Genomic DNA, 15370 nt, shown 5'->3' on the forward strand with positions numbered 1-15370 from the left:
ACATGATCAGTTCGACATCGCGTCCGGTAAACCATCCCGCTTTTCAGATAAGTCGGGGTGTAACGGGCTGATTTGGGGCACAATTCCGGGATGTCTCGGGTACATAGAAGGCGCAGCGCGAGCATCGCAGCCGTATGCGTCAACGGTGTCATGGTCCTGCTGGCGTTGGTCTGGGCTGTCAGCAAACTCGGAGAAGCGAACTCGGCACCCGACACCTCGGCCGTCGTGGGGATTCCGCTCAGCGTGGTGAGCCTCTTCGTCTCCGTAGTCAGCTTAGCTGTATCCATCGAGGCGACGAACCGCGCCGCCACCGCCTTGACCACTGCCGAAGAGGCGTCCAGGAGGATCGCCAGAGAGATCGAGGCGACGGAGAAACGGCAGCTGGCCATCCTGGTAGGCGACGTCAGTAACGCATGTGTCAACCTGCACTACTCCCTGCGCGACACCGGGCAGTCGGCAGCGATGACGGCCACGGAAGGGTGGCTGCACGTCGTCGAGGGTTCAGGGACGACGAACATGGACGTTGCCTCCTTCTACCGGAGCGTGCCGCATGGCCGGCTGGTCATCGTGGGCCCACCCGGTGCGGGGAAAACGGTTCTGGCCATGGAACTGGTCCGGAAACTGGCCGAGTCCAGGACGGACCTCGCCACCTCTGTCCCTCTTCGGCTGTCATTGGCCGAGTGGGACCTGACAAGAATGCCTCGACTCGAGGACTTCCTCGTAAGCCAGATCGTCTCCACCTTCGACTGTTCGCGGACGCTGGCGAGGGAGCTGTTCGAGTACGGCCTCATTCTGCCGGTCCTTGACGGCCTCGATGAGATGGATCCGCCATTGAGGGACAGTGGGGGCATCGTCCGGGACACCTCCGGCTTCCCGTGCCCTGACCCGAACGCCACGCGGGCTCTTACCGCTCTGAAAGCACTTGAGGAGTACGCATGGGACAAGCCCCCGGGACCACTGATCCTCACCTGCCGCGACACCCACTACGACGCACTGCCTGATAAGGCCAGACTGCGCGACGTCGCACTCGTGCTCGTCGACGGCGTCGACACGGGGCGGGCGGCGGCCTACCTGCACGCGCGCTGCACCCAGAGGACTGACTGGCGGCAGGACGACTGGGAGCGGCTGCTCAGGACCCTGGCGCAGAGGGCAGTTGAGCTGAGGGACGCGCTGTCGACGCCGTGGCGGCTGTCGCTGATTGCCGCTGCCTACCGTGACGAGGGTGACCCTGCGGAGCTGCGTGCACCGCGCTCGCCTGAAGCAGTGGAGGAGTATCTGCTGGATCGCTACATTCCAGCGGTCACGGCGAGCCATGCTTGTCGTGACGGACGGTACGACGCGGTCAAGGTGCACCGCTGGCTGCACCACATGTCCACATCGCTCACCAACCCACGTCCGGGACATCGGCCCGACGCACCGCCGGAGCCAGGGGCGGATCTGGTTCTTCACCGCCTGTGGCCGCTGGGTGGAAGGACACGTGTACGGTTCGTCGACGGTGTACTGACCTTCGTCGTCTTTGTCGCGCTGTGGTCACCTGCCATGGTCGTGGCGCCACCCCTGGGTACGTCGAACGTCTTCGTCGTCGGTCTGGCGGGACTTCTCGGGGTCGTGAACGCTGTTGGCGCGATCCGGGAACCTCAGCCTTTGAGCCTGCCTTCTCGCTCGAGGCGCCGCCGCCTGCGTCCATTGGAGGGGCTCAGGACCGCCTATGACGAGGTCAGGTGGGGCCTAGAGCCAGAAGACCTCCCAAGAACCGTCCCCATGTTCGCCTTCGGGTACTTGGTGTTCTCCCTGCTCGTGCACGTGTTCCATGTCGTAGACTTCCCCTCTCGCACTCCTGCGGTTCTCCGGATGAATTTCCTGGACGCGGAAGCCAACCCCGTGTTCCGTTTCATCACCACGACCGTGTTCAGCTTTGCGTTCGGCGCTTTCATCGGGTACGTCCTGGTGCGCTTCGTCTGCCTCGCCTTCTGTGTGGCAGCCCTGCCAACTGCCTTCGTCCGCGGTGTCACCGTCGCGGTCACAGATCCCACGAACCGCCCCCGCCCGCCTGGTACCGATATCCGGGACGATGTGCGGTCCGCTCTGGGTGTGGCCCTCGTGACAGCGGTTACAGTCGCGGCCGGCTCCACGGCCGTCAGTGGTTGGTATGCCGCCACAGGCCTCGGCTGGCTCGCCTTCACCGTGAGCCTGCTGTCCCTCGGACCTAACGCGTGGCGGCGCCATCTGGCTTTTCGGCTTTGCACGTTGGGGGGCCAGCGACTCCCTGTCAGGCTGCGGTCCTTTCTCGACTGGGCCAGTACAGCGGGACTTCTGCGACCGTCCGGCATCGCCTATCAGTTCCGCCACCAAGAGCTCCAGCAATGGATTGCCGCCCGCCCCGCGGCCCCAGAGCCGCGCCGCGTGCCTCCGCCGGATGCAGGCCACGGATGAAGAGAAGGCACCGGACCGGGGACGGGACAGGACTGCACACAGCCGCGGCGGGGTTCTCAATCACCGGCGTCCTATGTGGTCCCGATGGTGCTGTCGCAGATCAAAGCCTGTGACAGTAGGCCTACGTGCCGGTTGTGGGACGCGCAGCGTGCAGCCGGCTGCCCCCCGATAGGTCGTGGCCTGAACCTTGACCGCCAACCTGGAGACCTTTTCCGCGGGCTGCCGGCGAGCAAGGTGTTCGACGACGCCGGTGCTGTCATCCCGGCCGGTGCGGGAGTTCACGTGGCGGGCGAGGCAGAGGCAACGCCCCGGGCTTGAGGTGAGGGAGCCATCAGGCCGGAATGATCTGCGCGACCTGCCCCAGGTGAGCCGTGTCTCACGGTGGAAGCGTTGTTATGCAACGAGGTGCATAGGAGGATCGCTGCATGGCGCTCGAGCATGCGATCCTCGTTTCCCTGCTGGAGAAGCCGGGCTCCGGCTATGAGCTGGCCCGGCGGTTCGAGCGGTCCATCGGGTACTTCTGGACCGCCACCCACCAGCAGATCTACCGCGTACTCAAGCGGATGGAGAGCGACGGCTGGGTCGACGGCCGGGACGTCCCGCAGTACGGGCGTCCGGACAAGAAGGAGTACTCCGTCGCCCAGCCCGGACGAGAAGCGCTCTCCGTGTGGCTGAGCGAACCGACCGAGCCGGAGAGCGTGCGGCACGACCTGGCGGTGAAGATCCGGGGTGCCGCCTTCGACGATCCGGCAGCCTTGATCAGTGAGGTCGAGCGGCACCGGCAGGCGCACACCGGCCGCCTCGCTCACTACCTCGCGGGCGAGGCCCGTGACTTCGGGGAGCCTCCGGCGGACGGTCCGCTCGACGCCGAGCGGGAACTCCAGCACGTCGTGCTGCGCGGCGGCATCGCGTACGAACGCATGATGATCGCCTGGCTCGACGACGTCCTCGCCACACTCGCCCGCTTCGGCGCCGAACACTGACCTGCCGAGCGGGCCCTCACCGGGACCATGACCGTGCCCGGACCCACCCTCATCCATCCCAGCCGAAAGGCGGCACCCGTGACCGACGCGCTGCTCTTCAACCCGCGCACATACGACCCCGCGCACTTCGACCCGGAGACCCGCAGGCTGCTGCGCGCCACCGTCGACTGGTTCGAAGAGCGGGGCAAGCGCCGGCTGATCGAGGACTACCGGACCCGCGCCTGGCTCGGCGACTTCCTCGCCTTCGCCGCCGAGGAAGGGCTCTTCGCGACCTTCCTCACCCCCGCCTCCGCCTCCGCGGAGGACGACGGCGACAAGCGCTGGGACACCGCCCGCATCGCCGCCCTGAACGAGATACTCGGCTTCTACGGCCTCGACTACTGGTACGCCTGGCAGGTCACCATTCTCGGGCTCGGCCCCGTCTGGCAGAGCGACAACGCCGAGGCCCGCGCCCGAGCCGCCGAACTCCTCTCCCAGGGCGAGGTGTTCGCCTTCGGGCTCTCCGAGAAGACGCACGGCGCCGACATCTACTCCACCGACATGCTGCTCGAGCCGGACGGGACGGGCGGCTTCCGGGCCACCGGTTCCAAGTACTACATCGGCAACGGCAACGCCGCCGGACTCGTCTCCGTCTTCGGCCGCCGCACCGACATCGAGGGCCCCGACGGCTACGTGTTCTTCGCGGCCGACAGCCGCCACCCGGCGTACCACCTGGTCAAGAACGTCGTCGACTCCTCCAAGTACGTCAGCGAGTTCCGCCTCGAGGACTACCCGGTGACCCCGGCGGACATCCTGCACACCGGTCGCGCCGCCTTCGACGCCGCCCTGAACACCGTCAACGTGGGCAAGTTCAACCTGTGCACCGCCTCGATCGGCATCTGCGAGCACGCGATGTACGAGGCCGTCACCCACGCGCAGAACCGCATCCTCTACGGCCGCCCCGTCACCGCCTTCCCGCACGTGCGGCGCGAGCTGGCCGACGCGTACGTCCGACTCGTCGGCATGAAGCTGTTCAGCGACCGCGCCGTCGACTACTTCCGCACCGCGGGCCCCGACGACCGGCGCTACCTCCTCTTCAACCCCATGACGAAGATGAAGGTGACCACCGAGGGCGAGAAGGTCATCGACCTGATGTGGGACGTCATCGCCGCCAAGGGCTTCGAGAGGGACAACTACTTCGCCCAGGCCGCCATCGAGATCCGCGGCCTGCCGAAGCTGGAGGGCACCGTCCACGTCAACCTGGCGCTGATCCTCAAGTTCATGCGGAACCACCTCCTCGACCCGGTCGCCTACGAGCCCGTCCCGACCCGCCTCGACGCGGCCGACGACGACTTCCTCTTCCGCCAGGGACCGGCCCGCGGCCTCGGCTCGGTGCGCTTCCACGACTGGCGGCCGGCCTTCGACACCTACGCCCACCTGCCCAACGTCGCCCGGTTCCGTGAACAGGCCGACGCGCTCTGCGAGTTCGTACGCACAGCCGCTCCCGACGAGGAACAGAGCAGGGACCTCGACCTCCTCCTCGCCGTCGGGCAGCTCTTCGCACTCGTCGTCCACGGACAGCTGGTCCTGGAGCAGGCAGCCCTGGCCGGCGTCGAGGAGGACGTCCTCGACGAACTGTTCGCCGTCCTCGTACGTGACTTCTCCGCGCACGCCGTCGAGCTGCACGGCAAGGACTCCGCAACCGAGGAGCAGCAGCACTGGGCACTCGGCGCCGTCCGGCGCCCGGCGGTCGACGAGGCACGTTCGGAGCGCGTCTGGCAGCGCGTCGAGGCGCTGTCGGGGGCGTACGAGATGATGCCCTGAGGCCTCGGCACGGCCTCGGACGAACCACCGCGGGGTACGGCGGCCGCCGCCGTACCCCGCGAGGCGTTCGCCGGTGGGCCGGAGCGGTTGGCCGGAAAGGCGGTGCATTGCTCCTCGGCGGTGGCGAAGAAGGCGTGCTGGCCCGTGGTGTCACTGACGCGGGCGAAGCGGTCCGGGAGTGCGGCGGCTGAGGCCACGGGAGTGAGGCAGATTCTCGCCGCGGGGCCGGATGAGCGCCTGGATGAGGACGCCCGACAGGCAGCGAGCAGCATGACGGGCGATCGCTCCGTGACACACGGTGTGGAGGGTGGGGCGTGTATCGCGAGCCTCGGGTCGCATCCGAAGCTGTAGGTCGTGCCCTCGAAAAGCGCTCGTGCTGGCAGGGGAGCCCCCGGTATGGTGCGCCGATGCCGTCGATCAAGAAGTTCCAAGTCACTTTCGACTGTGCGGAACCTGCGCGACTCGCCGCTTTCTGGTGCGAGGTGTTGGGGTACGTCGTGCCGCCGGCCCCGGAGGGGTTCGCCACGTGGGAGGACCACCATCGCTCGCTGCCGCCGGAGGACCAGGTCGTCTACTTCGCGTGCAGCGATCCCTCGGGCGAAGGCCCGCGCCTGCTCTTCCAGCGCGTTCCCGAGGGCAAGGTCGTGAAGAACCGAGTGCATCTCGATGTGCGCGTCGGCACGGGACTTGTGGGCGAGGAGCGCCTCGCCGCGCTGGAGGCCGAATGCGAACGGCTTGTCGCGCTCGGCGCCGAACACGTGAAGACGCTGCTCGCCGATGACGACAACGAGTCATGCATCAACATGCGGGACATCGAAGGCAACGAGTTCTGTCTCGACTGACCGCAGGTGACGATCCCAGGCGCCTGATCCGGGGGTGCCGCGCTCGTCGGCGCGGGATCGAGACGCTCCGCCGTCAGCCGAGCGGGGTGCCGCCGTTCTCACGACCGTCGAGCCCCCAGAACCGGGCGGTGTGGTAGCTGGAGCAGATGGTGTCGAGGTAGTAGGTGCCGGAGCTGCCGCACTGTTCGGCGCCACCGCCCGGCTCGACAGCCAGCCCGTGCCTCATGCCGTACACGGAGTACACCTCGACGGCGGAGCGGCCGGAGGCGTCGTCGTACACACTCGACGTGGTGCCCCCGCCGAGGGACTCCGTGCGGGAGGGCGTCTGGCCGATGCCCCAGACGTTCGTCCACTGGTCGCGGAGTTCGGTGGCGTTGGCGGGCCTCACGGTCGTGTCGGAGGTGCCCTGCCAGATCGCCACCCGTGGCCAGGAGGTCGTGCCGGCCGGAGCGGCGGACCGCACCGACTGCCCCCACTGGGCGGGGCTCTTGTCCGGCGGGCTGTACATGCAGGTGTAGGCCGTGACCAGGCTGTTCGCGCAACGTGCCGGCATGCCGGAGTCGATGGCCCCGCCCGCGAAGACGTCGGGATAGGCGGCCAGCATGTTCGCCGTCATGGCCCCGCCCGCGGACAGGCCGGTGATGTAGACGCGCCGGGTGTCGCCTCCGTACAGCGCGACGGCCTTGTCCACCATCTGCTTGATCGACAGCGCCTCGCCCTGACCGCGTCCGCTGTCGCCCGGCTCGAACCAGTTGAAACAGGAGTTGGCGTTGTTGGCGCTGCTCGTCTGGGGGAGGACCAGCGCGAAGCCGTAGAGGTCGGCGAACTTGGGCCAGCCCGAGTGCGTGTAGTAGTCGTTCGCGCTCTGCGTGCAGCCGTGGAGGGCGACCACCAGCGGGGCGTCGGCGGGCAGCGAGTCTGGCGCGTAGGTGAACATCGACAGGTTGCCGGGGTTGGTGCCGAAACCTGTGACCTGGGTCAGACCCGCGGCGGATGCCTGCGGGCCGGCGGCGAGCAGGCCACCGGTCAGGGCCAGAGCACCGGCGGTGGCGGTGGCCCAGCGGCGCACGCCCCGGACGAGGTTCAGCGGAAAACGGAACGCAAGACGCGAATGTCCCATGACGACTGCCTCCTGACGTGGGGGGAATCCCCGGTACCCGCAGCACCGGTGACCGGGCCAGCATCATCGGGGTTCACGTGCCGGGGGCGGCATGGACGGGACGGCCACCAGCGACGAGAACTTGTGTGACGGCGGGACATTCCCGACCCGTGAAGACTCGTGTACGGCCAGGATCCCGTAGGCCAAATCCCCCCTGGGTCAGGCTGATTCGACCCGTCGCCAGGTGGTGCCCACAACTACTCCACCGCTTCGGACGATGGTCGGCAGCCCCATATGTCGCGGCGAACCGGCGTCATAGCCTTCCGCGCACCCCCTGCACGCGACCGCGGAGGTTCACGCCATGCGCTTCTCGTTCCACCCCGGGCCACGATCCTGGCGACGCGGCGGGCCGGCGGCTCTCGCGCTGGCCGTCCTCACCCTCACCCCCGGGCCCGCCACGGGGGCGCCGGTGAGCGCCGGCAGCGGCCTCTGCGCGCGTATCAGCCAAGCGCGCGTACCGGGGGCGGAGCATCAACGCGCCACCTGTCTGGATGAGTTGACCACGGCAGGCACCGTAGCCTCGGGTCACACCGACCCTGCGGACTGGGCGGGCCTCACGCCGAGGGACCTGGCCGTACCCAGTGGGGTCCCCGGCGTTCAGATCGACGGCTACTTCCCGGATACGTCCACCACCAACACCAACCACGGATGGAACCACGACGCCCAGTTCGTCATCCGACTGCCCGACCGCTGGAACGGCGGCCTGGTGGTCGCAGGCACCCCCGGCAACCGTGAGCAGTACGCCAACGACCGGGCCATCGCCGACTGGGTGCTGTCCCGCGGCTACGCCTACGCCGCCACCGACAAGGGCAACACCGGCCCGGCCTTCTACCGGGACGGCAAGAAGCCGGGCGACGCCATCGCGGAATGGAACAGCCGGCTCACCCAGCTCACCCGAGCCGCCCGTGCCACCGTCGCCCGGCACTACCACCGGCCGCCGTCGCGCACCCTGGTCACCGGCATGTCCAATGGCGGCTACCTCGTGCGCTGGCAGCTGGAGAACCACCCCGGCCTCTACGACGGGGGAGTCGACTGGGAGGGCACCCTGTGGCGCTCCGACGGCCCCACCCTGCTGAACTTCCTGCCGGAGGCACTCCGCAGCTACCCCGGGTACGCCGACGGGGGCGAGGACGCCGACGCGGCGCGCAGGGCTCTGCACACCGCCGGCTTTCCGGCCGGTTCCGAGTTCCTCTGGCCGTACCACCACAAGGTCTACTGGGACCTGACCCAGCGCCTCTACCGTGAGGAACTGGACCCCGGTTTCGACGGCCCGACGGAAGCGGGGACGCCCTTCTGCGCGCCGGGCACACCGGCCTGCGACGCCGACTACGACTATGCCGCCCGGCCCGGCGAAGTCCGCAGAGCCGTGGAGAAGATCGAGCTGACCGGCCGGATCGGCAAACCGTTGATCACCGTGCACGGCACCCTGGACGTCCTGCTGCCGATCTCCCAGGACTCCGACGTCTACGCCCGTATGGTTCGCAAGTCTGGCCGGGGCCCGTTGCACCGCTACTACCGCATCGAGGGCGGCACCCACACGGACGCGCTCGTCGACACCCACCCCGACCGCCTGCGCCCGCTCACGCCGTGCCACCGCACCGCCTTCGCGGCCCTGGAGAACTGGCTCAGCCGGCCAGGGCACCGTCCGCCTGCCTCCCGCACGGTGCCGCTGCCTTCCGAAGCGGACCCGGCGACACTCCTCGAGGACTGCCCCCTGACCGCCCACGCGGACGCCGCTTCGCCGCCCAGGCCCTGAACCGCCTGACACGTCCTGCGGAGCCCTGCTCAGTCGGGTCCTGTCCAGTCGAAGGGGAAGTGTTTGCTCGACTTCCCCGAGCGTTCCCAGGAGAAGCCGAAGGCGTCGGCGCGGTCCGCGGTGGCCCGTCCCCAGGTGGCGACCTGGCCCGGTCCCACCTCGGCGCCCGGGGCGTTGTGTACCTGGACGCGGGCACCCTCCGGTGCCGTCGGGCCGGTGAGCGCCTCGGCCGTGGCCGTGACCCGGCCGGGGATCTCGGCCCTCCAGGTGGCGAGGTCCTCGTCGATCTCCACTCGGATCGGCGCGAACTCCATGCCGCGCATCTCGGGCCGCAACATCTCGCCGAACCGCGCCGGCCAGCCTCCCGCCTCACCGCCGAAGACGGCCCCGAGCGCGGCTCGCTGCCCGTCGTCGGCGCGCTCGTCCAGGAAGACCGCGGCGTACGCGTCACTGTGCTCGCCGGCCCAGACGTTGCCCACGAACGCGCCCAGCATCAGGACGTTGAGATCGTCGAGGCGTACATCGCCGTAGCTGCCCTCACGGATGTGCCAGACCAGCACGCCCTCGCAGTCACCGTAGGTCGGCGGCTGCGCGAACGTGCAAGGGCACGGTATGGCGCATTTGCACACGTCGAACCAGTCACCCGCCAGATGCCAGCTGGTGCCTGCGCTGTCCTGTTCCGTCATCTCGCATCCCTCCCGTCGAGCCCGAGCGGGGCTCTTTCGGAGTGGCGAGACCGCACGTCCCGAGCCGCACGCGGATCGCGACGCGGCCTCCCTTCCAGCCTGCCGCAGTGCGTCACATGTCGCTCATCGAAGGCGCCGATTCCTGCAATCCGGGCAGCAGCCAGTCCTGGAACGGCGCCAGCACGGCGAGGACCAGGAAGACAACACCCACCACTCCAGCCAGCAGCGGCCCCCTTGACCACAGCTTCTCCACGAAGATCACCACCGCCAGTCCGGCCATCGCCGCAACGTTCATGACCCCGAGCGGCACGAGGACGATCATCAGTCCCGCGCAGCAGCCGACGCAGTAGCCACCGTGGTGGAGGCCCACCCGCAGATCGCGGGCCGGCCGCCGGAACCCGGCGTAACGCACCAGCTGGCTCATGGGGTCGCGGCAGTGCCGCAGGCAGACGTTCTTGAGAGGGCCCAGCTGGTAGAGGCCCGCCAGCAGGAAGGCCACCGCCCCGATCCAGCGTCCCGCCGTCGGACGATCGGCCACCAGGTCACCGGTGAAGTCCAGAGCGACGTAGGCGAGCAGCCCGAAGGCCGTCCACACGAGCAGGTACCCGCCCACGAACTCCACGGTGTGCCCCGCCCGGCTCCACCCGGACGACCGGCGCCCGAGCCCCCTTACCCAGGTGAGGGCCACCGGTGCCATGGAGGGCAGCATCATGGCCGCCATCATCGTCACCCAGAGCAACAGGAACAGCGGCAGGGCCAGACCCATCGTGCCGGGCTCGACGCCCATGTCCCCGGCCTGCCCGGCGGTCAGCACCCAGGCGGGCACGGCGATCAGGACGACCAGCGACCAGGCGACCGCGAGCTCCCGCGTCGGCAGCAACGCTCCTCCCGCTCCGGTCGGGGCGGGGGACCGGGCGGAGACGAGGACGGAACTCCGGAAATGCCGCATCGATGCACTCCCTGCGTATCATCCCAGCACAGCACGCACCTTGCCGCGCCGCGACTCCTCGCCGCGTCCCGAGTAAGCTACCGATCGGTAATTGCGTATCGCCTCGGGTTCGGCCACATACGGCAGCGGGGCAAGGGGGGATGCGGATGTCCGGCCTCGACTTCTACGCCCACGTCGCCACCCGTGGCGACGTGCTGGGTGTGGGCATCGGCGCGCAGCCCGCCGAGTGGGAGACCGCACTCGGCTCCGATTTCCTCGACGCGGAGGACGGGGGCCTGCTGCGCCGGGACTACGGGCTCGTGGAGCTGTCGTTCCAAGAGGAGGAGGGCGCCTGGCCCTGTTTCGGGGTGAGCGTGCAGGTGCACCGTCTGCGAGGGGACACCGAGACGTCCGTACCGGCTGCCCTGCGCGACGCCTACGGCACCTTCGCCCCCGCGACGCGCTTCGAGGTCCTGGCCGCGGCGATCACCGGGCGCGGCTGCTCGATCGAACTCGAACCGGACGAGGACGGCACGACCGGGGACATCCACCGCTACCGCGTGCGGGGGTCCGGCGTGAGGATCTTCGTCCGTGCGGACGAGGACGCCCAGGGGCAGGCGGGCGAGGTGCGGAGCCTCAGCCTGTCTCCCGCGTGGTGGCGCGAGGAGGGGTGATCAGGCAGCCTGGCCCGTGGTTTCGAGTCGGCCGGTCCCCGAATCAGGGTGAGGCGGAGTCCTCCCGAGGCATGTGCGCCGGCTGTTCGCCGCCGGTGACGGTGGGCGCTTCCCGCTCATCGGCGTCAGGCGTGGCGTCAGCCGGGGTGTTGGCCGAGGCGGGTCGGCGTACGAGCAGGTGGCTCACCTCGTACGACATCTCAGTGGTTCCCCGCTGAGGTGGGGGGTGGTATCTCCCGGCACAGACGGAGAGGTTGACGATGAGGTAGGCGTGCCAACTCCGGCCCACGCCGCGCCCGTCGCTGAAGACGGGCCTGTCGTTGAGCCACCAGTCGACCGAGCGGGTGCCGAACACGGTGCGCAGGTTCACCCAGGCGTCCGGGCGGACCGCCTTGTCGCGGTGGTAGCGGTTGGTGCCCCGTACATGGTTGGTGAACTCGAGGAGATCGGGGTTGTCCGGGTGGTATTCGAAGACGTCGATCTCCTGGTCACCGTCGCGCCAGGTCCAGATCGCCGGCCAGGCACCGATCTCCTTCGGCAGCCGAACGCGCGCTTCCAGCACGTCTCCGGCGCGGACGGTGAATCCCTCCTGGCTTCCCTCGGTGGTGAGCAGCCCGGTGTTCCACCGGCCGTCCTGTCGCCGTCTCGCGCGGAAGACGCCGGAACGGCTGTAGTCGGCGTCGGCCACGAGGTGGTCGAGCTTGTCATCGTGTGGGTTGACCGGGCCTCCGCCGGGATAGGCCCAGGAACGGCCCGCCACCCATTGGGTGGTGGAGGTGAAGTCGGCTGTGAAGACGACCGGGGTGGACAGCGCACGGCCGGGAGCCGGGAACGAGCCGGTCGATAAGGGTTCGGTCATAGCAGATGTCTCACCGGCCGGCGGCCCGACATGCTCCCGATCCCCCGCGGAGGGCATATTTGACCCGTATGAGTGAACGCGGGGCCTCCGTCGTGCATGCCGCAACCGCCGGTCCGGACGCTCACAGCCCTGCGGCATGGTCGGGAACGTAAGTCTGCAGATCGCGCGGCGGGCGCTGATAGCCGGTCGAGGGCGGGCGGGCGGGCAGCTCGAGCACCGACGGGGGCACCTCGTGGTAGGGCAGGGATCCCAGCAGGTGAGCGATCATGTTCAGCCGGGCGCGGCGCTTGTCGTCGCTCTCGACGACGTACCACGGTGCCTCGGTGATGTCGGTGTGCACCTGCATCTCGTCCTTGGCGCGCGAGTACGCCTCCCAGCGGGTGATCGACTCCAGGTCCATCGGTGACAGCTTCCAGTGGCGCAGCGGGTCCTTCAGGCGCTTGCGGAAGCGCTCCTGCTGCTCGGTGTCGCTGACCGAGAACCAGTACTTGCGCAGCAGGATGCCGTCCTCCACGAGCATCCGCTCGAAGATCGGGCACTGCCGGAGGAAGAGCTGGTATTCCTCCTTGGTGCAGAACCCCATCACGTGCTCGACGCCGGCCCGGTTGTACCAGGACCGGTCGAACAGCACGATCTCCCCGGCGGCCGGCAGGTGCTCGACGTACCGCTGGAAGTACCACTGGGTGCGTTCGCGTTCGGTGGGCTTGGGCAGCGCGACGATCCGGGCGATACGCGGGTTGAGGTGCTCGGTGACCCGTTTGATGGTCCCGCCCTTGCCGGCTGCGTCACGCCCCTCGAACACGATGACCAGCCGGGCTCCCTCCGCCCGCACCCACTCCTGGAGCTTCACCAACTCCGTCTGCAGACGCAGCAGTTCCTTCTCGTACACCTTGCGTGGCAGCTTCGCCGACTTGCTGTCCGTCATGCCGTCTCCCGCTCCGGGATTCCTCGGGACGCCGTGCTGGCACCGTACTGGCGTGCGGGCACGCCCGCACGACGGACGACCGGGTCGCCTGCGGGGCGATCCGGTCGAGGTCCGGGCCGGAGTCCTTCGAGTGGCCACCGTGGACGGAACCGAGGGAGGCTGTAAGCGAGGCGGCGGTTCCTGCCTCCCGGCTGCGTGCCACGGTCGTCACGAGGTCCGCCGTCGGACGGAGCGTGCGGCGAACGGGAGAGGGCCCATGAAGGTCGGAGTGCTGACCGGTGGCGGTGACTGCCCCGGCCTCAACGCCGTGATCCGCAGTGTCGTCCGCAAGGGCGTCCAGGAGTACTCGTTCGACTTCGTCGGCGTGCGCGACGGCTGGCTGGGTCTGCTCAAGAACGATGTCGTCCCCCTGGACATCGCCGGCGTGCGCGGGATCCTGCCCCGGGGCGGGACCATCCTCGGGTCGTCCCGTACGAACCCGTTCAAGCACGAGAACGGCCTGGAACGCGTGCGCGAGACCCTCGCCGCGCACGAGGTGGACGCGCTCGTCGTCATCGGCGGAGAGGACACCCTGGGGGCGGCCACGGAACTCAGCCGCCAGGGGATCAGCCTGGTCGGCGTGCCCAAGACCATCGACAACGACGTCACCGGGACCGACTACACCTTCGGCTTCGACACCGCCGTCGGCATCGCGACCGAGGCCATCGACCGGCTCCACACCACCGCCGAATCCCACATGCGAGCCCTGGTCGTGGAGGTGATGGGCCGCCACTCCGGCTGGATCGCCCTGCACGCCGGCGTCGCGGGCGGCGCCAACGTGATCCTCATCCCGGAGCGGCCCTTCGACATCGAACAGGTCTGTGAACAGGTGAAGAGCCGGTTCCAGATCAACTACGCCCCGATCGTCGTCGTGGCCGAGGGAGCCGTCCCCAAGGCAGGGCAGATGATCCTCAAGGACCAGTCGCTGGACGAGTTCGGACACGTACGGCTGTCCGGCATCGGCGAATGGCTGGCCCAGGAGATCTCGGCACGCACCGAGAAGGACGCCCGCACCACCGTGCTCGGGCACATCCAGCGTGGCGGCACTCCGAGTGCCTTCGACCGGTGGCTGGCCACCCGCTTCGGGCTGCACGCGATCGAGGCCGTGAAGGACGGGGACTTCGGCTGCATGGTCGCCCTCGAGGGCACCCGCATCGTCCGCCTGCCGCTGGCGGCCGCCACGGCGGAGAACAAGCTGGTGGATCCGTCGCTGTACGACGAGTTCGAGGTGTTCTTCGGCTGAGCCGTCACGCGCCGTGCGGTACGACCGCGACCGGACAGCGGACATGGTGCAGCACGGCATGCGCGACGGGACCCAGCCGGCCCTCGGGTGCCCCGGGGTCGGTGCGGCGCCCCACGACGAGCAGGTCCGCATCCCGGGAGGCGTTCAGGAGCGCCTCCGCGGCATGGAGCAGCATGAGATCGGTCGCCACCCTCACGCGCGGATACTTCTCCCGCCACGGCCGCAGTGCGTCGGACAGCCCCAGGACCTCCTGGTCCTCCCAGGTGGCTCGGTCCTCCTCGGTCACCACGAAGGTGCGGGGGGAGACGGATTCGGCGGGCAGTGCCCACGCCTGCACCACGTGCAGGCGTGCCGCGCCGGCGTCGGCGGTGCGGAAGGCGAAGTCCGCCGCCTCAACGGCCGGCCGGTGGGCGTCGAAGCCCAGCACGATGTTGCCGGTGTCGCGCGGCGGGGCCGTACCGTCGGCCAGGGTGCTGTTCGGTGGAGGGACGAGCACGACGGGGCAAGGGGCCGCCGCCGCCATCCGCAAGGCGACCGAGCCGATCACCAGATCCCGGAAACCGCCCGTGCCACGTGAGCCCACGACGAGAAGTCCGGCCGCGCGTGCCGCGCCGAGGAGAGCGAGGGCGGGAGGCTCGTCCGCCTGCTCGCCCTTCACGTCGAGGTCCGGATGGCGGGCGGTGAGGCTTTCGACCGTCCGCTGGACCAGCCGGGCTCCCAGCACGTGCAGGCGTTCCCGCGCCGGGCCCGCAGCGGTGGGCCCGGTGAACTCCGGGGACACATGCAGCAGCCGCAGCGCGGTGCCGCGCAGAACTGCCTCCCGCGCCGCCCAGTCGGCCGCCGCCGCCGCGCACTCGGATCCGTCGATGCCCGCCAGAACAGGGGGACGCATCCCGGCCTCCTTCGTCCGGCCCGCACAGTGAGGGCGCCGTGTCTCCTCGTCTCCACTGTTCCACGCCGGGACCGCTCCGGCGCCCGGGCCGGACAGGGAAGCGGACACCGTGCGTGGGGCACGGGTGAGCCCGCTGCCCGGGTGCGAG

12 protein-coding genes and 1 pseudogene are annotated in these 15370 nt (G+C 69.3%); 7 read left to right on the forward strand and 6 right to left on the reverse strand.

Annotated elements, in window-relative coordinates:
* The first annotated feature begins 150 nt into the window (after positions 1-150).
* From AB0937_RS36380 to AB0937_RS36395, 4 genes are all read left to right on the forward strand, one after another.
* Positions 151-2433, forward strand: coding sequence for an NACHT domain-containing protein (locus AB0937_RS36380; protein WP_366718131.1), 2283 nt, complete (start codon positions 151-153; stop codon positions 2431-2433).
* Between the two features lie 425 nt (positions 2434-2858).
* Positions 2859-3416, forward strand: coding sequence for a PadR family transcriptional regulator (locus AB0937_RS36385; RefSeq protein ID WP_366718133.1), 558 nt, complete (start codon positions 2859-2861; stop codon positions 3414-3416).
* Between the two features lie 78 nt (positions 3417-3494).
* Entirely contained in the window at positions 3495-5219 is a 1725-nt protein-coding gene (locus AB0937_RS36390) for an acyl-CoA dehydrogenase family protein (RefSeq protein ID WP_366718135.1), read from the forward strand.
* Positions 5220-5626: 407 nt separating this feature from the next.
* Complete coding sequence (locus tag AB0937_RS36395; protein WP_366718137.1) at positions 5627-6061, forward strand: VOC family protein; 435 nt, start codon at positions 5627-5629, stop codon at positions 6059-6061.
* A 103-nt stretch (positions 6062-6164) separates the two neighbouring features.
* Here the strand turns inward: AB0937_RS36395 and AB0937_RS36400 are convergent.
* A pseudogene (locus tag AB0937_RS36400) lies at positions 6165-7181 on the reverse strand (PHB depolymerase family esterase); the annotation flags it as partial.
* Positions 7182-7521: 340 nt separating this feature from the next.
* Between AB0937_RS36400 and AB0937_RS36405 the strand changes: the two are divergent.
* Positions 7522-8976 (forward strand): tannase/feruloyl esterase family alpha/beta hydrolase, encoded by a 1455-nt coding sequence (locus AB0937_RS36405; RefSeq protein WP_366718139.1) that lies wholly within the window; start codon positions 7522-7524, stop codon positions 8974-8976.
* 29 nt (positions 8977-9005) lie between these two features.
* Here the strand turns inward: AB0937_RS36405 and AB0937_RS36410 are convergent, their stop codons facing one another.
* Both AB0937_RS36410 and AB0937_RS36415 read right to left on the reverse strand, forming a co-directional pair.
* Positions 9006-9662: a DUF1326 domain-containing protein gene (locus AB0937_RS36410; RefSeq protein WP_366718140.1), complete on the reverse strand. Its 657-nt coding sequence runs from the start codon at positions 9660-9662 to the stop codon at positions 9006-9008.
* A gap of 112 nt (positions 9663-9774) precedes the next feature.
* Complete coding sequence (locus tag AB0937_RS36415; protein ID WP_366718141.1) at positions 9775-10611, reverse strand: DUF2182 domain-containing protein; 837 nt, start codon at positions 10609-10611, stop codon at positions 9775-9777.
* A gap of 146 nt (positions 10612-10757) precedes the next feature.
* Here AB0937_RS36415 and AB0937_RS36420 point away from each other — a divergent pair, with 146 nt between their 5' ends.
* Positions 10758-11264, forward strand: coding sequence for a hypothetical protein (locus tag AB0937_RS36420; RefSeq protein WP_366718142.1), 507 nt, complete (start codon positions 10758-10760; stop codon positions 11262-11264).
* Between the two features lie 43 nt (positions 11265-11307).
* On the opposite strand, the gene AB0937_RS36425 is transcribed toward AB0937_RS36420, so the two are convergent.
* Positions 11308-12123 (reverse strand): beta-glucanase, encoded by an 816-nt coding sequence (locus AB0937_RS36425; RefSeq protein WP_366718144.1) that lies wholly within the window; start codon positions 12121-12123, stop codon positions 11308-11310.
* Positions 12124-12244: 121 nt separating this feature from the next.
* Positions 12245-13048, reverse strand: a complete 804-nt coding sequence (gene ppk2 / locus AB0937_RS36430; protein ID WP_366718146.1) for a polyphosphate kinase 2 — start codon at positions 13046-13048, stop codon at positions 12245-12247.
* Between the two features lie 256 nt (positions 13049-13304).
* On the opposite strand from ppk2, the gene AB0937_RS36435 reads away from it, so the two are divergent.
* Complete coding sequence (locus tag AB0937_RS36435) at positions 13305-14330, forward strand: 6-phosphofructokinase (RefSeq protein WP_366718148.1); 1026 nt, start codon at positions 13305-13307, stop codon at positions 14328-14330.
* A gap of 4 nt (positions 14331-14334) precedes the next feature.
* Here AB0937_RS36435 and AB0937_RS36440 read toward each other — a convergent pair whose 3' ends face one another.
* Positions 14335-15222 carry a universal stress protein gene (locus tag AB0937_RS36440; RefSeq protein ID WP_366718150.1) on the reverse strand — a complete coding sequence of 296 codons (888 nt, stop codon included), beginning with the start codon at positions 15220-15222 and terminating at the stop codon, positions 14335-14337.
* Positions 15223-15370: the final 148 nt, after the last annotated feature.

Origin of the sequence: Streptomyces sp. NPDC047880 (assembly GCF_040706515.1) — a bacterium.
Classification (GTDB): domain Bacteria; phylum Actinomycetota; class Actinomycetes; order Streptomycetales; family Streptomycetaceae; genus Streptomyces.